Raw genomic sequence first — 23,063 nt, 5'->3', positions numbered from 1 at the left:
GGGCGATGGGCGATGGGCGATGGGCGATGGGCGATGGGCGATGGGCGATGGGCGATGGGCGATGGGCGATGGGCGATATAGGTATTCAACAAGAGCCTGACCATGTCAAGCTCTTGCTTCTACTCTTTGCTTTTCCTCTAGCCAGTTTTACTTGAGCTTATAAATGATACCCGGGTTACAACGGATCATCTCAAACTTATCGGTCAAGCCCGTTAGCGACTCTGACGCCCCTAGCAGCAGATAACCGCCGGGATTGAGGCTGGCTGCCATTTGGTTGAGCACTTTCGCCTTCATCTCTGGCGAGAAGTAAATCAAGACATTCCGGCAGAAAATCACATCAAACTTACCCAACAGAGCATAGCTGTCTTTCAAATTTTGCGGACGGAAGTTCACCATCCGCTTGACCTTATCGCTCACTTTCAGACGACCGTCGCGATTATCTTCGAAAAACATTCGTCGACGCTCCATCGACAGCCCACGGCTAAGAGCCAGGTTATCGTATGCGCCTGAACGGCATGTCTCCAGCATAGTCTGAGAGATATCGGTCGCGGTGATTTGTACTGGGTTGGCTAACATCCCCGGTCTGCGGTTCTGGGTTTCCAGTACCGTCATCGCGATAGAATAAGGTTCCTGCCCCGATGAACTGGCAGATGACCAAATTTTGATCGGCCGCTTATTGGCTGCCAGTTCTGGCAAAATACGTTCAGCCAGCACTGTGTAAGGATAAGTATCGCGAAACCACAGCGTTTCATTGGTTGTCATGGCATCGACTGCCGCAACCCGCAACTCCCGATTACGCCCGGCATTCACCACCTGCAACAATTCAGATAATGAAGATAATGAAAATTGACTGACTAAAGGGCTGAGCCGGCTTCTTACCAAATACTGTTTGCTGTCGCCCAGGACAATGCCACACTGGGCTTCCAGGAAACGGCAAAATTCACGGTATTCCTGATCGTTTATTGTTATAGCTGTCATTTACTACTCTAGTATGGTTATTCTGTGCTCGAGTATGCTTTTTATTTTGGCATTGCCGCTTTGACCGCAGCGCCGAGTTCGTCAGGATTAAATTTAGGAATAAAGGCGTTGGCCCCGACACGCTCCACCATGGCTTGGTTGAAGACCCCACTCAATGAGGTATGAAGGATAACATGTAAATCCTTAAGTCGAGGATCATTACGGATCTCTGCGGTTAAGGTATAGCCATCCATTTCCGGCATCTCGATATCCGAAATCACCAATGCCAACTGCTTGTAGATATCCCCTTCCTGCGCCATTTCGCGCAGCTTGATAATGGCTTCTTTACCATCTTTGACCAGCACACACTCGCAGCCTATCGCCTCGATGGCTCGCTGTACCTGCTTGCGTGCTACACTGGAGTCATCAGCCACCAGTATCCTTCTCATATCAGGCATATCTTCAATCAATTCTTCCAGTACCGTTCCGGTAATACTGGTATTGACTGGGGATATCTCATCAAGGATTTTCTCGACATCAAGGATCTCGACCAACTCATTATCGATTTCCGTGACCGCCGTCAGGTAGTTAGCCTTACCCGCGCCCTTTGGTGGCGGAAGGATTGACTCCCAATTCATATTGATGATGCGTTCAACCGAGGAGACCAGGAAGCCCTGAATCGAGCGATTGAATTCCGAGATAATCACAAAGCAGTTGTCGAGATCGTCAATAGGACAGCCACCAGTTGCCAGGCTCATATCAATAACGGAAATAGTTTGCCCGCGAATATGGGCAATACCTTTCACCAACGGATGCAGGTTGGGCATCGTCGTCAGTTTAGGGCACTGAAGGACTTCCTTAACTTTAAATACGTTGATCCCGTAACGTTGACGTCGATTTAGCCTGAAAGTGAGCAATTCTAGCCTGTTTTGACCGACCAGTTGGGTACGTTGATTCACCGAATCCAATATCCCCGACATATTTAGACGTCTCCTTGTTGTTTGTTTTTATAATTTGATACGTGTTTACTAGAGAAACAAGTGGTTAAATCACATATCATAGCCAATTAAAGCTGCTTTTCTGAAACACCTACGGTGAGACACAGTATCCCATTGTGACTAGCGACATTAAAGAGATAATTACGTGCTTAGCAACTGGCTTAACATTCATATAATTTGTTTTATCGGCCTTCAGCTTTTTTTCTTTAGCGGTATTCGCCCGGTTTTGGCCAGCCAGGAAGCCCCGACTATGGCACCCAAAGCTATCAGCCAAGCCGCACAAGACCATATTGCTCAACTCACCGAGCAAGCCAACGGTCGCTTTACCATCACCCCTCCGAACCTCGATAACCGTCTTCGTCTGCCTGAGTGTCCCGAACCTCTGGTGACCGACATTCCGAACTCCAATTCACTCAGTGGCACAGTGTCGGTATTGGTGCGTTGTGAACCGTTAAACTGGCAAATCTACGTTCCGGTCCGTGTCCAGCAAGTCCTCGACCGGGTCGTCGCCAAATCGCCGCTGCCAAGAGGTAGCGTCATAACCTCTGCTGATATCGATGTCGAAGAGGTTGAACTTAGACGGCAACGTGGTGCCTCCTTTTCTGATCCTAAGCAGCTCATTGGCTCTAAAGTAAAGCGCCCTGTCAGACTGGGAGAAATCATTTTAGCCAGCGACGTCTGCTTGGTATGTCGAAATGATGCGGTGCTTATTAAGGCCGGTAATGACGGGCTGTCAATTATCACCGAAGGAAAGGCACTATCAGATGGTTCGCTGGGCGAGCAGATCCGCGTTCAGAACAACCGCTCGAAAAAAGTGATAACCGGTGTGGTGAGTGCTGTCGGTGAAGTCACCGTCAGGTATTAAATACCGAAAAGGTGCCGTATTAATTACCGAAATTTTACGTACAATCCCTAAAGGTTTTGCTATCGTTGTCGATAATACAGTAGCTATAGAGCCAAACTGCACGTTCAAGGAGTTTCTAATGCCTACTATCAATAACATACGTACTAACCAGCCGATGACCACTAACAGCAATGTTAGCCATGCCGAAACAGGCAAAGGTAAGTCGACGGCTGAAACCAAAGCCAGCACGACCGATTCAGATTCTGTCTCCCTGAGTAGCCAAGGCCAATCTGTGGGCCAGATCCACCAGCAGCTTGCGACTCAAGAAGCCTTTGACACCGATAAAGTGAACGCGATCAAAGAAGCCATTGCCAATGGCTCCTACGTCATTGATGCCGATAAGTTAGCGGCTAATATGATCAAGCTAGAAGACGATTTAAAAGGCCTTTAAGGAACGGATGAGAGAGTATGTCTACTTCTATAGAGCAACTTCTTGAACAGCAACAGAAGAACCTTACCTCTCTGACAGCCCTGCTTGAGCAGGAGCAAAAAGCGATTGTCGAACGCCAGTCCGACCAAATCCTTGAGTGTGCCCAGAAAAAAATGGCGCTGATCGACAATATCAAACTGGTTGATCATCAGCTTTCTGTCCACCCAGACAAGGCAAGGCTTATGGTAGGTGGGGACTTGGCTAGCATTGTTGAATCACTGAAGAGTCAGACCAATGGCTGCCAGTCGACTAACGAAGTCAATGGCGAAGCCCTAATGCGTGCTCAGCTCAGCTTTCATAAGCTCAACAACTTGCTGCAACAAAGCCGCGGCAAACACCAAATGACCTACAACAGTGAAGGGGTCACCCAGAATACCCGCACTCTAGGCACTGATCTCAAAGCGTAAAGCTCAATCACTTAGCCTTCATCAGTTCATATTTCGATGTCAGTATTTTCGGCCTTTTCAGATCACAGCAATGCCGTTAGAACATGATCTCTTGACTTTGAGGTACGGCATAAATTTCTGCACTTCCCTGCAATCGCTCCATCCTGTTGAGATCCAACTGCATTTCGGTCACATAGTTGTCACCCAGAGGATAGCTTCTGATCACCTCCGCCCCACGGATGCTACCATCGACCGAGCTATCATTGCTTTCAAAATTCAACTGTTGGTCATCCATCTCGGAGCGGGCAGAAATACGGATCCCATAAACCTGCTCAGTCAGTTCGCGGTAGGCGTCGAGTTTTGATGCCCGCATTGCACGCATCCGCTTCTCTTCCATGTTCTTACCCGGCTGCTCGCTGATCGATGCATAGCCAACAGCAGTAATAATGTCGGTTTTGCGTGTTTCAACCAAAGGCTGACACCCGACAAGAAAAGATAACACCAACAGGTACCAATAACGCATTTCTACTCCTAAGGCTTAATAACGACGGTATTTCTGTCGTGGGACAGCGTTTCATCGCGGATGATCCAACCATTATCCATTCGCATTCTGTTCAGGCTATCAAGATCACGGCCAATTCGGTCTGCAGGCAAGAAACCCTGTGCAGAGGCAATCACAACCCGTGAGCGAATACCAATAATACGGGCATTCACCAGCACACCCGCCGATTGGCGTAACATCGTTCCTGCCAGCACGTAATCAACGGGTTGCTCAGAAGATAATTGCTGCCAGTCGCGGCTGAGTGCAAAATCGCCTTCAGGGGTCACTTTGATCCCACCTGTGACCTTATAGTCAACCACGGTATAACCACGTTGCTGCATCTGGTAAATCAAACCTTCTGAGACCGTATTGCCCAGCCAGTTGGTCTCATCCATATCTTGCAGATCAACAAACGACGTCACGGCCAACGGTGTGCGGGCAGTCAAATATTGGTTGGACTCAATCAGTTTGGTTGCCATTCCCTCAATAAAGAAATCCATGGTATGCCGCGGCATCTCATCCAAACTGTGCCGGTTACCAGTATAAGGTTCTTTACCGTTGTAAATGGGAGAATAGGCGCAAGATGTTACCAACATTGCCATCAACACAATTGCCCACTTTTTCATAATTTACCGCTCCAATTGAAAAGAGACTTCAGACCCATAGCTTGTTATCGTAGGCTCAAACAAAAACTTTATTGTTAAAGTCAAAAATTCGGGAATGCTCTTTGCATTACCCTTGAATACTATGAAAGCCGCCATTCAATCTCGTTACCGATAGTGGCACTCTCGCTTCTACTTGTATGCATTCAACTTACAGTAGATAAGCAATTATTATACCGAAAGTGGAAGACATGAGAAAAAAGATCCTCCTCACCCTAAGCTGTCTCTGGCTAGTCATGACCTTACCGGCTAATGCCGCCTGGTATGAAGTTACGGGCTCAGCCGTTGTCCTGCAAAGCGAGACGCAAGCCCGACAGAGCGCGCTAGAAGATGCCGTGTTACAGGTGATCCGCTATGCCGGTGCCGATCTTTCCTCCTTCAATCGCGTTAAGCCCTACCTCAAAAACAGCCGCGATCATTACCAGTTCAGTGGTAGTGAGCTGCGTCAAATTACGGTAACTAAAACGAAAAAGAAAAGCGGCAACCTTTACCTAACGGCACAAGTTGAGGTATTCCCCTCGGCAAGAACTTGCCACAAGGTACAATATAAAAAAGGATTATTGCTGGGCGAATTTGATATCCGCTCACCACAACATGCTTCACTTGGCGGGATCTACCAACTCGGAGACAACTTTACCTCCGTATTAAAACGGCAACTGGAAACCCGCTCACAAAGTTTTGTGGTCTCGGGCACGACCCGCGTTCAAATCAACCCTGGCTACCCGAGCCAAATGGTAATGCTTGCCGAAGATAATGATGCCCAATACATTATCAATGGCCAAATCACCGATCTCACTTCCACTTTGGATCAGAAGCTTTTGCGTAGCGATAAAATAAATCGACAATTTGCTGCTGAGCTTCAGCTACTTGATGGCAAGACTGGTGAGATACTAATGCAGAACCAGTACCGCGAAGTCGCTAACTGGCCATTTTCACGTACCAGCCAGGTCGATACCAACAGTGCACGCTTTTGGCAGTCGGCTTATGGCCAGGCTATTCAGCGGGTCAGCCAAAACATGATGCTCGATCTGGAAAGCTCTTTAGCCTGCCGTACCAACTTGCCGGAAGTTGTTCGTTATTACGGTAATACCGTTCATATCAACCAAGGCCGTAAGCACGGCGTCAAGCAAGGCGACCAACTTGTCTTGTGGCACAGCGCTGGGTTTATTGATCAGAATGGGATCCCAAGGAACCGCATGGTCCAAACCGACATCACTCTTGTGGTTAACCGGGTTTACGAAAAGTCAGCAGAGCTAAGCGTCGAACAGGCTGAACTGGCCAATAGTATCCAACCTGGCGATTTGCTAACCAAACAGATTGAGGAATAGTAGTAATTACTTAATTTATTGGTAATTTTTTGTATAATGGATAAATCAAGCAATGCTTGTTGCTCCCTTAGCTCAGCTGGATAGAGCGTCCCCCTCCTAAGGGGAAGGCCGCAGGTTCGACTCCTGCAGGGAGCGCCATATTTTAAGGCCCAGCCATTACCGATGGCTGGGCCTTTTTCATTCTGCTGCAGTACCACCTACATAGCAAAATCAATACTGATGTATAGGTTACCTAACTCTCCCAACTTATACTCTTTCCAATCATCGAGTGTATCGAACACTCGGTAGCCAACATCAATGCTCGTGTCTGGACTGTACTGATAGCGCAAGCCTGTTTGCCCACCAAAGGTCCAATCATTCTTATCGTTCAAGCCAAATTTATACCCTAGACTACCACCACCAAAAACTTGCCAATTTCCGCTCTCCGTGAATGGATATAAGTAGTCATAAGCAAAATGAACACTTGTTACTCCCGATGAAAAGCCATGGGAGTAATTCGCGGTAAAACGATGTGTGTCATCGAAGATTGCCCCCAGACGAAATACCGGCTCAAATTCCAAAGGCGATTCATATTTCGTCCCGTCCGTAACCCCAATACCGATAAATGACTTCGAGTCTTTCACCTCGGCTGCAGCCCCGGTAGAAATGCAAGCGAGCAGAATAACGGCCAACGCATGTTGATTAATTAACTTTTTACTCATATAAAAAACACCGTTCTAAATCAGAAGATGAAAATACATCACCAAATTCGCAAAGGAAATAAGCCAAGGTGTTAATTCACATGAAAGATCGGTGAAGTGGTCGAAGATCTCGTAAGACGGGTAGAGCGGAAAAACTCAAAAAGTCTAAAAACGAAAAAACCTCGCCTAAGCGAGGTTTTAAAATTTGGTGGAGCTATGCGGGATCGAACCGCAGACCTCTTCGCTGCCAGCGAAGCGCTCTCCCAGCTGAGCTATAGCCCCAAATTGTGAAGCTGATAATAAAAACTTAGTTAAATCATGTCAATAGAATCAAATCCACAATGTAATCTAAGAGATGATTTCGTGATTGATGTCACGTCGAACACTATACACTGGCTATTAAATGATCAACCAACGATGAATTCTTCCTGCACTATCGACTGCTCACTACGTTTACATCATCTATGCTGCTGAAGTAATTAATCAACGTTTCCGCAAAACAAAAGTCAACTTGGGTATCGATATCTACCGATCTCTCTGATGGCATAATATACGCTTTCACAGTATCAGAATAAAACGTCCCTTTATTCATCTTAAAGGAGACAACATCAAACGCATAAATACAACCGTTTAAACGGTAGTACTGAGGTAAATCCTGAGAGCGCTTCCCTAGAAGGGAGGGACGGAGAAAATCCCCCATCGCCTTGTCATCGGGCAAGGTATTACACCACAGCGGTGTATGTTCACATTCACAGATAGAAACCACCCCTTTAACAGTAGGATCTGCCAATAAAGCCAAGGCGTTATCAATATCCTCAGCCGTTCTTAATGGGGAAGTTGGCTGAAGAATAACAACGATTTCATGCTCCTCTCCCACATTTTCTAATGCATGGAAAATCGCACTATCAGTACTGGCGTGATCACCTGATAAATCGACGGGCCTCATAAAAGGGACTTCTGCACCATAAGCACGGGCTACTGAGGCAATGTCCTCGGCATCGGTACTAACTACAACGCGATCAATCTGTTTTGAGTTACTGGCGGCTTCAATTGTCCAAGATAGAAGCGGTTTACCGCCCAGGTGCTTGGTGTTTTTTCCAGGTAAACGCTTACTGCCCCCTCTCGCCGGGATCACTGCCAGTACTTTTTTTCCGTTAATCATCCATCTATTCCCAGTGACAAAATATCTGCTTGTGCGCGATTGAAATCTTCCATGCGGCCTATGTCTAACCAGTATTCATGAATAGGAAACATCAGTACATTCTCCCGCTTTTTCATATGCTGCTCAAGGAGTGTTGGCATATCAACACGGTGATTCTTAGGTACAGACCGGATGACTTCGGGAGAAACGACATAGATCCCGGCATTGACGTAAAAGCGCTGAATCGGTTTCTCCACCATGCTCGTTATTCGGTTTCCTTCCCCGTTAATCACACCATACGGAATTTGATAATCATATTCGTGGACGCACATCGTGGCATCAGCTTCATTCTGCAAATGAAAATTCAGCAGATGCTGGAAGTCTACTTTGGTCAGAACATCCCCATTCATCATGATTAACGGAAGCCCCTCTGGTAAATCAGGGGGCAATAAACCTAGTGCACCACCAGTACCCAATGGTTCATCCTCATGGATATAGGTGATTTTTACCCCAAGTTCACTCCCATCTCCAAAATGAGCTTGAATTTGCTCTGACATGTAGTGCGTTGAGATATAGAAATTAACAAACCCCGCCTTGATAAAACTGCGGATGACAGTTTCCAAGATGGGCTTATTACCAATTTTCAACATCGGTTTCGGGCATGTATCTGTTAGCGGGCGCAAACGCGTACCGAATCCGCCAGCCATCAAAAAAACAGGGTTGTCATACTTTGGTTGAAGAAGTGCAGTGTGCAAGGTTTCCAACCCTGCAAGCTTGCCAAAGCTATCCACTAACGGTATTGATAAAATGCCCTTTTTCTCCATGAGAGCAAGCAATACTTCCCGTGAAGTCCCCAACTTTGCTGTCATTGGTTTTTCATTCATGACAAGTGATACAGAATCGGACAAAGAAAGGTTTTTCAATAACCCCCGGCGGATATCACCATCGGTCACAACACCAATTAGCCGCTGCTCGTCATCGACGACCAAGGCGACGCGTAGCGCTTCCCGGTTAATGATTTCCAGTGCATCACGGATCGTATGTTTTGGCATTATCGCCACACTCTTCCAGCATAGACTCATGACATACCTATTCTTCAGTGTTGAATTGAATAATATTACGCGAGGGGTAACAGATATTGCGGGCTGGCAGATTTCGACTCAACACTGCCCCCGCACCGACCACAGATAGCTCTGACAGCGTAACACCTTGGGTAACCGTTGCATTTGCCCCTACAAAAACTGTCGCCTCAGTCTTCACACCACCACAAATCGTTGCCCTCGGTGCCAGGTGGTTAAACGCCCCAATCTGGCAGTCATGTTCAACCAAAGCACCAGTATTCACAATGGCATGGTCGCCAATATCTACACCAGCCTGAACAATTGCTCCAGGAAAAACCTGTACCCCTTCACCGAGGGTGGCATACTTCGACACCTGCGCACTCTCTGCAACCACAGTTTCGAAGCAATATCCCATCGAGCGATACCATTGACTGACTTTGGAACGCAAGTTATTAAAAGGCAGCATACCGATCCCGTTAACCAACCTCACTGCCCCCGGGGAAAACTGTGTGATATCTTGGTCTTGTGACAAAATCGGGATATTGTCAAATACACACCGTTGCGAGGTATCGTCCGGGCTTATTACCGCAGATATTTCACGCCCCTGACTCATTAATATATCGGCCAGGACGCTTGCATGTCCGCCACCACCTATCAAGACCAATGGCAATCGAGATTGGCTAATCGACAATCAATGCCCCCTTTGGATAATCTTGCCCAGCAGAGCGCTCTAGCATTTCCCAATACTGATAAGGTGAGATACCAACACCAGGCCGTTTAACGGCCAAGTTCGTTGTTGTAAACTGCTCACCGGCCTGAATCGTTTTGGAAGCAACTAAGCTTTTTCGGGCAACCGCTTTGTTTTTTATTTCAGAGGCCATTGGTCGTTTGACACCATTACCTAATGCTTGCTCTACTTGCCGTATCGCTTTGACCATAGCGGACAACTCATCTGGCTCAAGCGAGGCTTTATGATCAGGACCTTCAAGGTTCTTATCTAAGGTAAAATGTTTCTCGAGTATCACGGCGCCCCTGGCTGCAGCTGCAATAGGAACCGTAATTCCCTCGCTGTGATCCGAATATCCAGCAGGTAAGCCAAACGAAGCAGCAAGGGTATCCATAGCGCGGAGGTTGATCTCCTCCATTGGCGCGGGATACTCGGTAGTACAATGCAGTAAGGTGACTTTCTGTTTTAGAGCCAGTTGTCCGGCCTCTGAAGCATAGGCCTCTTGAAAAACCTGTCTCGAGGGCGCTTCGCCTTCTTGGGTAATATACCCAAAAGCAATCACCCCTAACGCCATTTCAATTTCAGCGAGAGTCGCCATCCCCGTCGAGACAATCAGGTCACAACCAGTACGCGCATGAGCCAAAACCAATGGTGCATTGGTTAACTCCCCCGAAGGCAGTTTAAGACGGCTTAGCCCCAAATCGTAGGCAAGAAAATTCAAGCTTTCTTCGTCAAAAGCTGTCGAGAGGAACTCGATCCCCAGAGACTGGCAATACCTAACCAAGTCATGGTGGGTGTCATAGGGCAACTCCAGTCGGCTCAGCATCGCCAGCTGAGACTCAGACTTTTTCATATTAGTCCGCTGATAGTCTGCCAGCTCAGCGGCTTCTGTCACAAGGTTTTTGGCTTTAAACGTTTGGAATTTAACCACATCCGCTCCAGCCTGATATGCGGCATCAACCAGCTTAAAAGCTAACGTTTGTTCTCCGTTATGATTAACACCTGCTTCGGCGATGATTACAGTCATACAAACTCCTTGATAAGCATGAAGGCTTCGGCGGCGTGGACGTTGCACTGTACCCCCCTAACCATCGCCAATGCTCTAAGAGCTTCAGTGGAACGAGGAAATGGAAACTCGCTCACTTCTGATTCAAAGCATGACAATATATCTAGCTTTTGCGTGAGGAAAGGTGAAATATCGACAAAGACATTTGGCCGGAATCCCGGATCTTCAGGCTTTGAGCCAAAGTCGGTTTCGGAGAGGGTTTCATAAGCCAATACTCGCTTTACGAAAGGGGCTCGGAACGCCTTGGTCGATGCCATGACGGCATCATAAACAACTTCGTGATCGCTATGGGCATCATTGCGATAAACACAATAAACCTGCTCCGGCTTTAACGCCTGGATAACATGAGATACGGCACCAATCACCTGCCCTTTAGGAAGGGTATCTAGCTGGGCGGGCGGTAAGTCCAACATATAAATATTCGAAAACTGATAGGCCTTGGCTGCCAGCTCAATTTCTTTCTGTCTTTGTTCAATTTGCTCAGCACTATACCCTGATGCTTCGCTCATCCCGGTAACCAGTAACCAACTGACCTGATACCCTTCTTGAATAAGGCGTAATATTGTACCGCCGCACCCTAATGTTTCATCATCGGCATGTGGAGCCACCACCAACACTGATTTATTCATAAAATTTTCCGGAAATTTCTTTACACCAGCTTTTCTTTGACCAACCACTTCGGATCAGACAAATCAATATCTTGGATAAACTGCTCAATAATTTGTGCCGCTTGGCCACTGCCATAAGGGTTTTCCAGTTGGGCCACAAAAGTACGATAAACATTATCAAAGACCGCTTGCTCGATAGCATTGACAATATCTTCCTCGCCGTAGCTGACAAACTTCACATTACCTGCATTCAACCGACCGCGTTGGCGATGGCCAATATTGATTACTGGCAACTGGTACATCGGGGCTTCCAAAATGCCCATACTGGAATTACCCACCAACGCTTTAGCATTGCGCAAGAGGTTGACGAAAATAGAGCGAGGCAATGTTTGCTGCAAAATGATTCTATCTGATTCAAACGCTTTGTATGCCTGAATAATTTCAAACGAGCCCGGATCGCTATTAGGCGTAATACATATGGCTTTCAAATCATGCTTAAGGCATGCACGGTCAATAGCAGTCAGTGCCGCTGTCATCTGTTCGTAGGCTTGGTTTTGCTCAGAAGAAAGAGGGTGCTTTAATACCACCATATAATTGTCTAACGTTGCACCTACAAAATCAGAGACAACCTTCATATCCAAAGCCGGTTCTTGACGAATATTATCTAATCCCGGCGTCCCACAAAATGCAATGCGCCAGCTGTCTTCACCCATTTTTTCTAAATTATCAGCATAGGACTTGGCCGTCGTAAAGTGGACATGAGCCAGCTTGCTCGCCGCCATCCGGATCGGATCATCGGCATTGCCCCATACAGGATCGCCACCACCAATGTGAGCTACCAATACATCCATGTAATTACCGACGATCGTTGTTGCAATGCTCTCTTCGCGATCACCTACCACCAGCAGCATGTCAGGTTGTTCCCTCTCGACTGTCTGGGTCAAGCCTGTAATCAATTGACCAACCGCTTTACTTCGCTGAGTCGCGCGGTTTGTCGTCAACAACGTATCAATTCGATCAGCAATCGTAAAACCATCACTGAGAATACGATCCGCCGTATTACCATGCCAATCAGACAAATGCGCACCAGATACCACAACTTTCAATTCGTAGTCATCGCTATCGTTAAATCGCTTAATGACTGGGTATAAGATGTCATACTCAGATCGAATTCCGGTAACCGCCAGTATGCGCTTAATTTTCTTCATTATTGATATCCAAAATATATGGTAGAGCCTGGCTTAAAGCCTGAATAGCCCCGACTCCCTCTCCCCCTAGCCACAACGCATTCAGCCCAGCACGCTTTGCGCCCAGATAGTCATTTTCGACATTGTCTCCCACCATAAGTGCCTTGGCTGCTGACACCTCGAAATGTGCTAACACTTGCTGGAAACAACGGGGATCAGGCTTCTCAATACCTTGTGAGTTATTCCTTGCATAAAATACAGCATCACACCAAGGTTCAATGCCCAAACTCTTTACTTTATTTTGTTGCACCGCAACTACACCGTTGGTAAGGAGAGCAATTTTACAACCACTCTCCTTCAGTATCTGCAGTACATACCGAGTCTCTGTAGGAAGCTCAAGTGTGGTTTCAATTGAACGGTAACAATCAAACAAATAGTCATGGTTCAGCTGACTATATATGTCGGCCCCGAGTAAAGTATCTTTAAGGATATCTCGGCTAACCTTACGATCAACGTGTTCAAACGCTTGACTCAAGATCCCATGCTGGTAACCGTAACACTGTTCAAAATGGCTGAAGACAGCTGAAAGGTAAGTCTTTTCCGGATACAACGTATCATCAAGATCGAAAATAGCCAGCCGTATCATCGTAAGAAGTATTCTTGGTAGGTACGATACATTTTCATGCCCCACTGAATAGGCACAGCAGGGAGCGACTCTCCATTTATAATACGGATAAAGTGCGGAACCCAGTTCTCTGTTGCAGCAAACCCCAAGGCCATCCCTCCGGCAATGCGCGGGTTAACCTCAACCAAAGAAACCTCGCCATCAAGAACAAAGCATTGCACATTGATAGGCCCAACGAAGTGCGTTGCGTTGGCCAACTTTCCTATCACTTGCTCAATGTATTCATTGCGCTCAACCACCCCTCCCATGGATTTACCATTAACGATACCCAACCTTTTTCTCGGCACAATATATATAGGCTGGCCGTCTGCATCAAAAAGACAATCGACGGTATACTCATCCCCTGATAGAACCGTCTGAGATATATTACCTTCGCCAAAGCGTTCAGCACGCAACGAAGGTGAGTGCTCAATGAATACTCCTACACTACCTCTCCCTTTCCTTGGTTTAACCAACGGATAATCAGACTGAAGTGAAGACTTGGCACAAGGTAGCCCATACAGCTCAAAAAATTGGGCCGTATGCCACTTATCCTGAAAGACTTCAACCGTCTTTACCGGTGAAACCAACACCTTGACTCCAATAGCAGCAAAAGCCTCACGCCTTTGTGCCCAACCGAGCAGCATCTCATCAAATGAAGGGATCACGATATCAATCCTGTTTTCTATCAGACGCTGCTCCACTTTCTCCCACAGTTGAGGGTCATCTTTACAAGGAAAGATCACAAATTCATCAGCAAACACATTTGCAGCGCAATCCGATGAAATGTCCGAGGCAATAGCAATATGCCCAGCTTCCTGAATCGCCTTAATCATGTAAGCGCTGACAGGACTTCCTGAGGCCTCGATAAGAACACGTCTAGGCATTTGACTCGTCTTCTCGGTTTGAAAGAACCATAAACGTTCTGACATCGTAGGGGGTTCTGGTCAGATCGTTAAAATCCGTAATCGTATTCTGAAACACAATACGAAATTGAGTATCAGCCAATAGCGCTTCCGTTTTGGCACTATCGAAATAAGACTGGATAGTTCCGAACTCATGGGCGGTCTGCACAACCTCCTCCAGACTTGTAGAATGGTTCATCGGCGCACCAACCAAACTAATAAATACATAACCATCCGTGACACGATCCAACTCCAAAAGGCTTCTTTGGGCAATATCAAAATGCATGCTATCCAGCACTGATTCTGCGATCGCAACGGAAAATTGGTTATCTTGAAAAGCTAACGTACCATCTCCAGTGATCAGACTAAAACGCTCAGCGAGATCCGGGTACAACGCTTTGGCCTTTTCGATCGCAGAGCTAGAAATATCGACCCCTGAAGGCATTAAGCCGAAATCGGCGAGAAGCTTCGTCTGAGCACCAATACCACAGCCGAAATCCAATGCTTGCGTCCCCGAAAAGTGCTCATCGTAATAAGCAACATGCTCAAGATCACAGCGCTTTCCAACAAAACGAGATAGAAATTTTACGCATTGCTCTTTAGGGTAAAAAATATGGTTTTCTTCCCTTAAATAACTGGCTTCCCAGCTGTTTTTATATACCTTCATCCCTATATCCCAAGCAAAAAATATTTGACGCAGAAATACACTCACCGAAAATGATTTTACTCATAAACAGCAACAGCGCAGTTAGGCTGGTGGGGGAAATGTTCAAAGCGTAGAGAGTTAATACCTAGCACTTCTTGCACAGCAATTGTCTCACCTGGCCAGCTGTCACAGCTAAGCTCGTCAAAAACCAATACAGAGCCTTTAAATAACCTCGGTTTAATCGCTTCCAAGACGTCCCGGGTTGGCTTGTAGATATCCATATCAAAAATAGCCATGCCAATAAGTAACCCCGGATGCTGCTCTAACCACGTATTAATCGTTTCGGATGCATCACCTTTAACCAATTCATTTTTCTTAATATGGCTCAGTGGGCTTTGCTGTTCGTGTGCATCAAGAATGGTTTGAAGTACATGTTCGTAACCAGCATCGGTTGCATAATCACCAACATTTGCACCCGCATCCAAGTCACAGACTTGGGGGAAGCCTTCAAACGTATCGAAACCAATAAGTTTCCGCTGGTGATTATAAGGTTCATACATACCACGAAGGCTTTGTAATATGCTTAGTCCGCTGCCCCACTGCACACCAAATTCGCAGATAACACCGGGCTTGCCCAACAACTTCTGGTAGATCCAATCATAATATAAAATCCTGGAGATACTCTGCCTACGCAATGTTACCAAAGCGTGCTGATTCCAATTTTCACCGAGTTTGGGAACAAGATTTAGATGAATATCTTTTAGCTGATCCAAGCTTGATTCTTCACTTTTACTGCGGATGAAGCCTTCACCCTTTTGGTTTTGTTTCATCTTTTCTCCAGATAATCGTTATTTGGGTGGCTCACCCTCAACCCATAACTGGTGAGCTAGGCAAATTCACCAAATGTGACTCGAGGTATTCTGAGTAAACCAAAGGGCCGCGCATCGCATTCGCGAACATCGGTAGCCTGTGCATTAGCTGCCAAACAGGACGAGTCATTACTCCGGCATTATTGGTTTCAGCGAGCAGGGCATCACGTGCCTCTACGCTTGGGCAGATAACAGCATTTAACCAGTAGTTTGAGCTAGCATAATCCGGCTCTTTAACAAATTGCCATTCACTGCTGGCAAAAAATGCTTGATATTGGGTGGCCAATATCCGTTTGTGCTGTAAACAAACATCGAGGCCTTCCATTTGTGCACAACCTAGGGCCGCATTCAAATTAGGCATACGATAATTAAAACCCGGCTCATCATGATAAAATTCATAGGGATGCGGTACCTTTGCCGTCGTAGTAACATGTTTGGTATGTGTTCCTTGCTGGACACTTTGACACAAGACCATTCCCCCACCACCCGTTGTGATGATTTTATTACCATTAAAGCTCAGTGCACCAAACATACCCAATTTACCGGTATGTTGGCCTTTGTAGTAGGAACCTAGGCTCTCTGCCGCATCTTCAACCATGACTAGCCGCCATTTTTGGCAAACGGCGAGTAACTCTTCAAGCTCGACAGGATGGCCAAAGGTATGCATCGGCATCACCGCCTTGATCCTCTGCCCTGTTTTTTTATGAAAACAGCCTTTTGCAGTCAATATCGCATTCTCAGCAAGATAACTTTCGACCGCTATTGGACATAGGCCTAAACTAACCGGCGATACATCAACAAAAATAGGCTCAGCACCCATGTGATACAACACATTACATGTCGCCACAAACGTCAGTGCCTGAGTCACGACTAAGTCCCCCCTCTTGAGTCCAGCCATGTGCAGCGCAGCATGTAAAGCCGCGGTACCATTCACTGTCGCCACCGCTTTGGCACATCCTGTATATGCTTCTATTTTATTTTCAAACTCATCGACATACCGGCCAACACTGGATACAAAGGTGCTGTCGAGCGTCTCGTTCACATAGGCTTTTTCATTGCCGTTGAATATTGGGGCATGAAGCGGGATAAACTCTTTTGACTGATAGGTATCTTGGATAAAGTTAACAATTGATGCAGGTTGCATTGTGACTCCTACATCTTACTGTCTAAGTACTTGCCAGTTTCTTTGTGAGCAAAGTCAGGAAGCATATAAAAAAACAACTCGATAATCTGTTCTTTGGTCCAAGCTTTATTTGCCTTCAGCTGGCATATTTTAGACTCAAATTCGCGCAACAAATCCTCATCAAAACTCAGTTCGTTTTTGATGATACCGAGGTCGGCAAAACGAGCCATATCTAAAGACTCATTTTCAGTAAAAAACTCCTCAAAGTCTTTTTCACCAGTTGTATCGCTTGTTGAAAATAAACACGGCCAATATCCTTTCGCAGGCAGTGTACTTACCAACTCTCTTGCTTCCTCTTCGCTTTGGCAGAGGTAAGGTTCGAACCCTCGCTGCTTAAGGTATTCAACCGCAATATCAGCAAAGGACATCAAGTGCAGGGCATCACTCAATTTAGGAAAAAAGATATCGCGGTTATCACCCAACAGACATGACATTAGACACAGCTCCCCGGATTCCTGCGGAGTAACAAAATAGCGTTTAATATCACTTGGTGCGACAAGCGGTTGCCGCTTTTGTATGCGCTGATTAAATCCATGAAGTAATGAACCATCAGAAAAAGCAACATTGGCAAAACGGGCCGTAGATATTGGAATTTCTTTGCTTCTACGCATAAGGAACATCTCCATGATCCTCTTTGATGCCCCCATCATGTTAACTGGGTTTGCTGCTTTGTCGGTGGAAACACAAAAATACTTTTTCACACCAGATTCAATTGATTGCTTGAGTGTTTTGTCTGTATTGAACACATTAACATCAATCATGCGCATTAAGGTGAAAGGGTCTTTCTCGCTGCGAACGTGCTTTAATGCTGATAAATTGAGAACATAGTCAAACTGACCATCAGCATTAATGAATGCGTCATATTCCACTGAGCCAATATCCAGCGCAAAGGTTTGAAAATCACCGTCGATATAACCAAAAGAACTGCGAATATCACGCACGAGTTCGACTAGGTTGTTCTCACTAAGATCAACGACATGGATTTTTTGAGGATTTCGTTTAAAGATTTCTTTGCAAACCGCCTGACCGATTGAGCCAGCACCTCCAAGCACCAAAAAGCGTGATTGCGAGACCAAACGAGACATCTCTTGTTCAAAACAAACAATATCACTTTCAAATAAAGGGGTTTCGCGTCCAATTAACGATAACATGGCACTCATATAGGTTCCTGTCGGTATCCTTAAAACTGTCATCCTTGCCAGCAAAGCGACCTAAATCATACTGGGTTTGGGCATGCCAAACACAATAAAGGCTTAGAAAAGAAGACATCTAAACTCATTTTTCAGAATGAAATTGTAATACGTCATTTTTTGAGATGAAAGAGGCTACACAGACTTATAACGGTCATCATCCACACTAATCCATGCACTAATGATATCCCATCATGCTAGCTCTAAGACACTTAATCCTTTAAGGCAATAGGGTGTCACTATCATGATGCAAGAACTGAAATTGCTCCCCCGAGAACGTACCAAAATAAAAAAACGGAAGAGTTTTCACCCTTCCGTTTCTCTTCTAATTCAACAGCCTGAATTAGCTGTTTGCTTCACGCTCTGCGATAAATGCCAACGCCATCTTGATACGAGCCGCTACGCGCTCTTTACCAATCAGCTGCATAACTGCATCAACAGATGGTGACTGACCTTGACCGGTAACCGATACGCGTAATGGCATACCTACTTTACCCATACCAAGTTCCAGCTCTTCACAAGTTTCTTTAATCACATTGTGAAGGTTTTCAGTCGTCCACTCTTCAAGTGCTTCAACCTTGGCCAGAGCCAACTCAAGTGCTCCCTTAGCCACTGGGCGTAGGTGTTTCTTCGCTGCGCCGGCTTCAAATTCACTGAAGTCTTGGTAGAAGTAACGAGACTGCTCAGCAAGCTCGATAAGCGTATTACAACGCTCACCCACCAACTTAATCACATCAGTGATTGCTGGGCCGTCTGTGATAGCGATTTCTTTTTGATCTAGATGCCACTGCAGGTACTCTGCAACGTACTCTGGCTCTGCCGTCTTGATATAGTGGTTATTCAACCACAATAGCTTGTCAGTATTGAATGCAGACGCCGACTTGCTGATTGAATCTAGGCTAAATAGCTTGATCATTTCTTCTAACGAGAAGATTTCCTGATCACCGTGTGACCAACCTAGGCGAACCAAATAGTTCAAAAGCGCTTGAGGCAAGTAACCTTCATCACGGTACTGCATCACACTAACTGCACCATGGCGCTTAGACAATTTTGCACCGTCATCACCCAAGATCATTGCACAGTGGGCAAACTCAGGTACAGGGGCACCCAGAGCTTCATAGATGTTGATCTGACGAGGAGTGTTGTTGATGTGATCTTCACCACGTACAACTTGAGTAATCCCCATATCCCAGTCATCAACAACAACACAGAAGTTGTAGGTTGGGCTGCCATCTGTACGGCGAATGATAAGATCATCCAGCTCGCTGTTGGCAATTTCAATACGACCACGTACATGGTCATTAAATACCACCGTACCCTCTTTCGGGTTACGGAAGCGAATAACAAACGGTGAGTCTTCTGTCGCTGCTGCGTTAGCCGCTACAATTTTTGGGTGGTTTGCATCATAACGAGGTTTTACACCTGCAGCCATTTGCTCTTCACGAAGCTCGTCCAGTAGCTCTTTCGGGCAGTAACACTTATATGCCTTGTCTTCTGCAAGAAGTTGGTCAATAAGCTGGTTATAACGATCAAAACGTTTGGTCTGGTAGTAAGGACCTTCATCCCAATTCAGACCCAACCACTCCATACCTTCAAGAATGGCGTCGATCGCTTCCTGTGTAGAGCGCTCAAGGTCAGTATCTTCGATACGAAGAACAAATTCGCCACCCATGTGTTTAGCGAACAACCAAGAATATAGAGCCGTACGAGCACCACCAACGTGCAAAAAGCCTGTTGGGCTCGGTGCAAAGCGAGTTTTAACCGTCATTGAACATTACCTAGTTTATGAAGGAGCAGCAGCACCGAAAGCGTGCCACTGCAAAAAAATATGGCTGATATTCTATCATTGTTAAGCAAATCTACAATCTTATCTCTTTAACGTAGCGCAATTGCCACGTACAGATTGGCCGCAACTCGCTGTAAGGTGTCACCTATACCCCAGCCCCTTGAAGTTGCTCGGGGATAAGTTCTCGTGCAAACGAATAAAGGCACTAATACACAGCACCCAAACAAAGTTTCATGAGGTAAAGAATTTTTTGTCAAAGCAAATGACAAAAAAATCAACTCTATACTTTTTTAGAAAAAGCCAAAAACACTGAATAACACCCACCATTTAAAAAACTTTATTTAATAAGCGAAAGAGCCTGAATTGGTTATTATTTTTCTTTGCTAAATTACCGATAAAAATTAATATCAACCCAAAGAGAAAGCAAAACACCAAAAATTAAAACCGTAAAAAAAGTTATATCTCAAAAATAAGATACTCTGTTTTTACACGTCTCCACACCACTCACAAACACAGAGTAAGCCACTGAATTAAAACAATAAAAAGCAAGCAGAAAAATTAAACTTAATTCTTTGTATAAATTTAGGTTAATTTTCGAAATTTTTTTGACCTTTCCCTTGTCCTATACATAAACTGAATTGAAGTGATAAGCAACGGAGTTAATTATCTGAATTTAAGCAATGGATAGCTTTACTCTCTTTATCTAAAGAACAACTGAGGTTTATATGAAAAGTGTAATTGTTGTAGCAATGGCCACATTTTTATTTATATCAGGTAATGCACTAGCAAACTCAAGCTCTAGTTCTGGTGGTGCAAAAGCATCATCTGCTGCAGGTCCATGGATCGACTGTATCCTGCCCGATGGCAAAGTTGAGTATATGCCACTGATGATTTGCAAAATTCAGAAGAATGGCAAAGTTAAATAGCACTTTGATTAGGGAGTGGTAGTCATACCCCACTCCCATAGAATTTTTTCTGCAGTTACTGAGACTGTGCCCAATGCAGGAAGGTTTGTTTCTGTTCAGCCGTCAGGCGAAGATAATCAGCCTGCAGAAGGATCAAAGCGTTATCATTTACCGCTAATGAAACTTTAGGCTGGGTTTGTTGTGTCTTAGTCGCAACAGCTTGCTGTGCTGCTGGCTCTGATGCGCTGGTTAGAAGCAACTGTGGCCTTACATCTTTGGCAACAAAACCTTGAGCAAGATTATAGTCGTCAAGCTCTTTTACATAATCGCGCATCATACCTGAAGTACGAAGTAGAATACCTTGATGAAAAGTGTCCAAAGATTGGCTTCCTTCATCAATTTTCATCACAGGATTTTTATCAAAGCCATTGATTTGATGGTCACGGACAATATGCCTTGTAGGGCCAACTGATAATTCAGTATCTGTAACATCAAACGTCAGCACGACGGGTTCTGAAATGAGCTTTTTATATTCACCGCTATATGACACAAGTTTTGATACTCGAACCACTAATTGATTAGCGCCATTATCCAGTGTTATTGATTCAGGGCTTTTGGCAAGAAGTCCCATCGACTCCCCATTGGCAACCAGCAATTCCAAGTCTTTATCAAATGTTACCTCTACTGCCGCGTTGGCTATTCCGGCAGATAATAAAGCAGTAGTGGCAATAAAGGTTTTCAGTGTGTTTTTCATATCTACCTCTAGAAGAAAAAAGCGAGCATCTGATCCCGATGCTCGCAGTTGTGTTTATACCGTTCTAAGCAAACTTAGAAGTAGTACTCGGCACCAAGTAGTACGCGTGTACCGTCATGCTCATCGCTATTGCCAAGCATGTCGTAGTTACGAACATCCAAGAACAGGTAAGTGCTTGGTAGTAAGTAACCTAGACGACCTGTGATTGCTTGAGAAGCAGTATCTTTAGTGAATACACCGTTACCATCACGGTCGACAGCCTTGTCTGCATCTGTTGTTGCAGCATAGCCGAGTTTGTAAACCCACTTATCATTCATGATGTACTGCGCAGTTGCAGAGTAGGCATCTTGTTGATTGTCAGTCAAATCATTCCACATTGGCTTATATGCAGCAGTGAACTGGAAATCACCTACCCACAAAGTACCACCAAGGATTGCATAAGAGACATCACCGGCTTTTTCGCCATCACTGTCCTTGTACGATGCTTGGGTATAGTAACCAGCATGGATATTGAACATATCTGTGGTGTAGCCAGCTGCAATACTTGATACTATTGCGTCGTTAGTCTCTGTCATACCACTTAGAGTTGCTTGCATCTTGAAGCCGCCCCAGTTAGCAGAGTCGTAGCGGACGACGTCGTTAGCACGGTCTTGGAAGCCAGCATCGATAGCATTGTGCCAATCGAATACGTTACCTAGACCTGGGTTTGAGTGAGGCCAATCGACGTAATCGTAAGCAGCGACTAGCTGACGACCGATTTTGACTTGACCAAAGTTATCAAACTCAAGACCTAGGTAAGTATCACGACCACCGAAAGAGCCTTGGCCATCGCCATTACCTTCACGGTTCCATGCGTTACCCGTTTCGATCTGGTAGATGAAAGCAGGGCCAAAGTTGTCATAGGCAACTTTACCACGTAGACCTAGACGAGATTCAATTTCAACAACAGTGTTGTCTTCTGCACCTTTTGCATCAGCTTGCCATAATTGCAAACTACCTGCTGCCTGACCGTATAGCACTACGCTCTCACCAGCAAGTTCGATTGCTGCATTCGCATTGCCTGCTACTGCGGTCATTGCAATAGCCGCACCCAATAGAGAACGTTTGAACATCTTATCCATGGAATAAACTCCTAAAAATACTAGCTGTGTTTACTTGTGCCCAAAAAGGTTGGCCGCCGTGGGCAACAAGTAACTCTCCCGATATGTTAGCCGGGTAGATACCCCGACCAATTCATATTTTTTCGTTTTAAGCTGAACTGCTATCTAACTTCACCCCTAAGACTACTTTCACAGCAAAAAACATCAAATAGAACTTAATTTATTGTTTAAAAAATATGACTCAGTGCAAACTTTAGGGCGATTAGTGATCCGGATCAACCCTACTCAACCTAAAACTAAAAATAACTAAAAAAACCTTTCCCAACATATACTTAAAGTTAACTAGCCTTGTATTTCATTGTTCAGGGATGTTTTTGACACATTC

General features: G+C 45.4%; 26 protein-coding genes and 2 tRNA genes. 7 read left to right on the top strand and 21 right to left on the bottom strand.

Annotation, left to right across the window (positions count from 1 at the left end; genetic code table 11):
- On the top strand, positions 1 to 81 hold an 81-nt coding region (locus ACVA58_RS16080), incomplete at its 5' end, for a hypothetical protein (protein ID WP_446511426.1).
- Positions 82 to 147: 66 nt separating this feature from the next.
- Here ACVA58_RS16080 and ACVA58_RS16075 read toward each other — a convergent pair.
- A complete protein-coding gene (locus tag ACVA58_RS16075) occupies positions 148 to 978 on the bottom strand; it encodes a CheR family methyltransferase (protein WP_446511419.1) in 831 nt (276 codons plus the stop codon).
- Between the two features lie 41 nt (positions 979 to 1,019).
- Positions 1,020 to 1,937, bottom strand: a complete 918-nt coding sequence (locus ACVA58_RS16070) for a chemotaxis protein CheV (protein WP_446511418.1) — start codon at positions 1,935 to 1,937, stop codon at positions 1,020 to 1,022.
- 268 nt (positions 1,938 to 2,205) lie between these two features.
- On the opposite strand from ACVA58_RS16070, the gene flgA reads away from it, so the two are divergent.
- The 3 genes from flgA (at position 2,206) to ACVA58_RS16055 (ending at position 3,696) form a co-directional block, all read left to right on the top strand.
- A complete protein-coding gene (gene flgA, locus ACVA58_RS16065) occupies positions 2,206 to 2,820 on the top strand; it encodes a flagellar basal body P-ring formation chaperone FlgA (protein WP_446511417.1) in 615 nt (204 codons plus the stop codon).
- A 118-nt stretch (positions 2,821 to 2,938) separates the two neighbouring features.
- The gene (gene flgM, locus ACVA58_RS16060; RefSeq protein ID WP_446511416.1) at positions 2,939 to 3,250 is read left to right on the top strand and encodes a flagellar biosynthesis anti-sigma factor FlgM; all 312 of its coding nucleotides are present in this window, start codon (positions 2,939 to 2,941) and stop codon (positions 3,248 to 3,250) included.
- Positions 3,251 to 3,267: 17 nt separating this feature from the next.
- Positions 3,268 to 3,696, top strand: a complete 429-nt coding sequence (locus tag ACVA58_RS16055) for a flagella synthesis protein FlgN (RefSeq protein ID WP_446511415.1) — start codon at positions 3,268 to 3,270, stop codon at positions 3,694 to 3,696.
- A 76-nt stretch (positions 3,697 to 3,772) separates the two neighbouring features.
- Here the strand turns inward: ACVA58_RS16055 and ACVA58_RS16050 are convergent, their stop codons facing one another.
- Complete coding sequence (locus ACVA58_RS16050; RefSeq protein WP_446511414.1) at positions 3,773 to 4,198, bottom strand: LPP20 family lipoprotein; 426 nt, start codon at positions 4,196 to 4,198, stop codon at positions 3,773 to 3,775.
- A gap of 8 nt (positions 4,199 to 4,206) precedes the next feature.
- Entirely contained in the window at positions 4,207 to 4,842 is a 636-nt protein-coding gene (locus ACVA58_RS16045) for a FlgO family outer membrane protein (protein WP_446511413.1), read from the bottom strand.
- A 227-nt stretch (positions 4,843 to 5,069) separates the two neighbouring features.
- Between ACVA58_RS16045 and ACVA58_RS16040 the strand changes: the two genes are divergently transcribed.
- Positions 5,070 to 6,206: a flagellar assembly protein FlgT gene (locus ACVA58_RS16040; protein ID WP_446511412.1), complete on the top strand. Its 1,137-nt coding sequence runs from the start codon at positions 5,070 to 5,072 to the stop codon at positions 6,204 to 6,206.
- 61 nt (positions 6,207 to 6,267) lie between these two features.
- Positions 6,268 to 6,344, top strand: a tRNA-Arg gene (locus ACVA58_RS16035).
- Between the two features lie 59 nt (positions 6,345 to 6,403).
- Here the strand turns inward: ACVA58_RS16035 and ACVA58_RS16030 are convergent.
- The 15 genes from ACVA58_RS16030 to gltX form a co-directional block, all read right to left on the bottom strand.
- Positions 6,404 to 6,907, bottom strand: a complete 504-nt coding sequence (locus ACVA58_RS16030) for a hypothetical protein (RefSeq protein ID WP_446511411.1) — start codon at positions 6,905 to 6,907, stop codon at positions 6,404 to 6,406.
- Between the two features lie 185 nt (positions 6,908 to 7,092).
- Positions 7,093 to 7,168, bottom strand: a tRNA-Ala gene (locus ACVA58_RS16025).
- Positions 7,169 to 7,319: 151 nt separating this feature from the next.
- Positions 7,320 to 8,048: an acylneuraminate cytidylyltransferase family protein gene (locus ACVA58_RS16020; protein WP_446511410.1), complete on the bottom strand. Its 729-nt coding sequence runs from the start codon at positions 8,046 to 8,048 to the stop codon at positions 7,320 to 7,322.
- On the bottom strand, positions 8,045 to 9,109 hold the full coding sequence (locus ACVA58_RS16015; protein ID WP_446511409.1) for a nucleotidyltransferase family protein: 1,065 nt from the start codon (positions 9,107 to 9,109) through the stop codon (positions 8,045 to 8,047). The genes ACVA58_RS16020 and ACVA58_RS16015 overlap by 4 nt, the downstream gene beginning before the upstream one ends.
- A 7-nt stretch (positions 9,110 to 9,116) precedes the next feature.
- Positions 9,117 to 9,779, bottom strand: a complete 663-nt coding sequence (locus tag ACVA58_RS16010) for an acetyltransferase (RefSeq protein WP_446511408.1) — start codon at positions 9,777 to 9,779, stop codon at positions 9,117 to 9,119.
- Positions 9,769 to 10,842, bottom strand: a complete 1,074-nt coding sequence (neuB, locus tag ACVA58_RS16005; RefSeq protein WP_446511407.1) for an N-acetylneuraminate synthase — start codon at positions 10,840 to 10,842, stop codon at positions 9,769 to 9,771. Before neuB ends, ACVA58_RS16010 begins: the two co-directional genes overlap by 11 nt.
- On the bottom strand, positions 10,839 to 11,510 hold the full coding sequence (locus ACVA58_RS16000) for a PIG-L deacetylase family protein (RefSeq protein ID WP_446511406.1): 672 nt from the start codon (positions 11,508 to 11,510) through the stop codon (positions 10,839 to 10,841). The genes neuB and ACVA58_RS16000 overlap by 4 nt, the downstream gene beginning before the upstream one ends.
- A 20-nt stretch (positions 11,511 to 11,530) precedes the next feature.
- Complete coding sequence (gene neuC, locus ACVA58_RS15995; RefSeq protein ID WP_446511405.1) at positions 11,531 to 12,697, bottom strand: UDP-N-acetylglucosamine 2-epimerase; 1,167 nt, start codon at positions 12,695 to 12,697, stop codon at positions 11,531 to 11,533.
- Positions 12,684 to 13,322, bottom strand: coding sequence for an HAD family hydrolase (locus ACVA58_RS15990; RefSeq protein WP_446511404.1), 639 nt, complete (start codon positions 13,320 to 13,322; stop codon positions 12,684 to 12,686). Before ACVA58_RS15990 ends, neuC begins: the two co-directional genes overlap by 14 nt.
- Complete coding sequence (locus ACVA58_RS15985; protein ID WP_446511403.1) at positions 13,319 to 14,227, bottom strand: ATP-grasp domain-containing protein; 909 nt, start codon at positions 14,225 to 14,227, stop codon at positions 13,319 to 13,321. Before ACVA58_RS15985 ends, ACVA58_RS15990 begins: the two co-directional genes overlap by 4 nt.
- Positions 14,220 to 14,912: a class I SAM-dependent methyltransferase gene (locus tag ACVA58_RS15980; RefSeq protein WP_446511402.1), complete on the bottom strand. Its 693-nt coding sequence runs from the start codon at positions 14,910 to 14,912 to the stop codon at positions 14,220 to 14,222. Before ACVA58_RS15980 ends, ACVA58_RS15985 begins: the two co-directional genes overlap by 8 nt.
- Before the next feature lie 56 nt (positions 14,913 to 14,968).
- On the bottom strand, positions 14,969 to 15,721 hold the full coding sequence (locus tag ACVA58_RS15975; RefSeq protein ID WP_446511401.1) for a TylF/MycF/NovP-related O-methyltransferase: 753 nt from the start codon (positions 15,719 to 15,721) through the stop codon (positions 14,969 to 14,971).
- A gap of 37 nt (positions 15,722 to 15,758) precedes the next feature.
- Complete coding sequence (locus ACVA58_RS15970; RefSeq protein WP_446511400.1) at positions 15,759 to 16,904, bottom strand: LegC family aminotransferase; 1,146 nt, start codon at positions 16,902 to 16,904, stop codon at positions 15,759 to 15,761.
- 8 nt (positions 16,905 to 16,912) lie between these two features.
- Positions 16,913 to 18,103, bottom strand: coding sequence for a UDP-N-acetylglucosamine 4,6-dehydratase (locus ACVA58_RS15965; protein ID WP_446511399.1), 1,191 nt, complete (start codon positions 18,101 to 18,103; stop codon positions 16,913 to 16,915).
- A gap of 373 nt (positions 18,104 to 18,476) precedes the next feature.
- Positions 18,477 to 19,901 carry a glutamate--tRNA ligase gene (gltX, locus tag ACVA58_RS15960; RefSeq protein WP_446511398.1) on the bottom strand — a complete coding sequence of 475 codons (1,425 nt, stop codon included), beginning with the start codon at positions 19,899 to 19,901 and terminating at the stop codon, positions 18,477 to 18,479.
- A gap of 743 nt (positions 19,902 to 20,644) precedes the next feature.
- Between gltX and ACVA58_RS15955 the strand changes: the two genes are divergently transcribed.
- On the top strand, positions 20,645 to 20,845 hold the full coding sequence (locus ACVA58_RS15955; protein WP_446511397.1) for a hypothetical protein: 201 nt from the start codon (positions 20,645 to 20,647) through the stop codon (positions 20,843 to 20,845).
- Between the two features lie 55 nt (positions 20,846 to 20,900).
- Here ACVA58_RS15955 and ACVA58_RS15950 read toward each other — a convergent pair whose 3' ends face one another.
- Both ACVA58_RS15950 and ACVA58_RS15945 read right to left on the bottom strand, forming a co-directional pair.
- A complete protein-coding gene (locus ACVA58_RS15950; RefSeq protein WP_446511396.1) occupies positions 20,901 to 21,578 on the bottom strand; it encodes a DUF2057 family protein in 678 nt (225 codons plus the stop codon).
- A gap of 74 nt (positions 21,579 to 21,652) precedes the next feature.
- Entirely contained in the window at positions 21,653 to 22,699 is a 1,047-nt protein-coding gene (locus ACVA58_RS15945) for a porin (RefSeq protein ID WP_446511395.1), read from the bottom strand.
- Between the last annotated feature and the right edge of the window lie 364 nt (positions 22,700 to 23,063).

This window comes from Photobacterium sp. DNB22_13_2 (genome assembly GCF_052873915.1).
Note: the sequence above shows the minus strand (reverse complement) of the source record. Positions and strands in the feature narration are given on the sequence as shown.

Excerpts from the sequence above, each read along its gene's own strand:
- ACVA58_RS16075 (WP_446511419.1), bottom strand. The coding sequence starts at position 978 with ATGACAGCTATAACAATAAACGATCAGGAATACCGTGAATTTTGCCGT.
- ACVA58_RS16070 (WP_446511418.1), bottom strand. The coding sequence starts at position 1,937 with ATGTCGGGGATATTGGATTCGGTGAATCAACGTACCCAACTGGTCGGT.
- flgA (WP_446511417.1), top strand. The coding sequence starts at position 2,206 with ATGGCACCCAAAGCTATCAGCCAAGCCGCACAAGACCATATTGCTCAA.
- flgM (WP_446511416.1), top strand. The coding sequence starts at position 2,939 with ATGCCTACTATCAATAACATACGTACTAACCAGCCGATGACCACTAAC.
- ACVA58_RS16055 (WP_446511415.1), top strand. The coding sequence starts at position 3,268 with ATGTCTACTTCTATAGAGCAACTTCTTGAACAGCAACAGAAGAACCTT.
- ACVA58_RS16050 (WP_446511414.1), bottom strand. The coding sequence starts at position 4,198 with ATGCGTTATTGGTACCTGTTGGTGTTATCTTTTCTTGTCGGGTGTCAG.
- ACVA58_RS16045 (WP_446511413.1), bottom strand. The coding sequence starts at position 4,842 with ATGAAAAAGTGGGCAATTGTGTTGATGGCAATGTTGGTAACATCTTGC.
- ACVA58_RS16040 (WP_446511412.1), top strand. The coding sequence starts at position 5,070 with ATGAGAAAAAAGATCCTCCTCACCCTAAGCTGTCTCTGGCTAGTCATG.
- ACVA58_RS16030 (WP_446511411.1), bottom strand. The coding sequence starts at position 6,907 with ATGAGTAAAAAGTTAATTAATCAACATGCGTTGGCCGTTATTCTGCTC.
- ACVA58_RS16020 (WP_446511410.1), bottom strand. The coding sequence starts at position 8,048 with ATGATTAACGGAAAAAAAGTACTGGCAGTGATCCCGGCGAGAGGGGGC.
- ACVA58_RS16015 (WP_446511409.1), bottom strand. The coding sequence starts at position 9,109 with ATGAGTCTATGCTGGAAGAGTGTGGCGATAATGCCAAAACATACGATC.
- neuB (WP_446511407.1), bottom strand. The coding sequence starts at position 10,842 with ATGACTGTAATCATCGCCGAAGCAGGTGTTAATCATAACGGAGAACAA.
- ACVA58_RS16000 (WP_446511406.1), bottom strand. The coding sequence starts at position 11,510 with ATGAATAAATCAGTGTTGGTGGTGGCTCCACATGCCGATGATGAAACA.
- neuC (WP_446511405.1), bottom strand. The coding sequence starts at position 12,697 with ATGAAGAAAATTAAGCGCATACTGGCGGTTACCGGAATTCGATCTGAG.
- ACVA58_RS15990 (WP_446511404.1), bottom strand. The coding sequence starts at position 13,322 with ATGATACGGCTGGCTATTTTCGATCTTGATGATACGTTGTATCCGGAA.
- ACVA58_RS15985 (WP_446511403.1), bottom strand. The coding sequence starts at position 14,227 with ATGCCTAGACGTGTTCTTATCGAGGCCTCAGGAAGTCCTGTCAGCGCT.
- ACVA58_RS15980 (WP_446511402.1), bottom strand. The coding sequence starts at position 14,912 with ATGAAGGTATATAAAAACAGCTGGGAAGCCAGTTATTTAAGGGAAGAA.
- ACVA58_RS15975 (WP_446511401.1), bottom strand. The coding sequence starts at position 15,721 with ATGAAACAAAACCAAAAGGGTGAAGGCTTCATCCGCAGTAAAAGTGAA.
- ACVA58_RS15970 (WP_446511400.1), bottom strand. The coding sequence starts at position 16,904 with ATGCAACCTGCATCAATTGTTAACTTTATCCAAGATACCTATCAGTCA.
- ACVA58_RS15965 (WP_446511399.1), bottom strand. The coding sequence starts at position 18,103 with ATGAGTGCCATGTTATCGTTAATTGGACGCGAAACCCCTTTATTTGAA.
- gltX (WP_446511398.1), bottom strand. The coding sequence starts at position 19,901 with ATGACGGTTAAAACTCGCTTTGCACCGAGCCCAACAGGCTTTTTGCAC.
- ACVA58_RS15955 (WP_446511397.1), top strand. The coding sequence starts at position 20,645 with ATGAAAAGTGTAATTGTTGTAGCAATGGCCACATTTTTATTTATATCA.
- ACVA58_RS15950 (WP_446511396.1), bottom strand. The coding sequence starts at position 21,578 with ATGAAAAACACACTGAAAACCTTTATTGCCACTACTGCTTTATTATCT.
- ACVA58_RS15945 (WP_446511395.1), bottom strand. The coding sequence starts at position 22,699 with ATGGATAAGATGTTCAAACGTTCTCTATTGGGTGCGGCTATTGCAATG.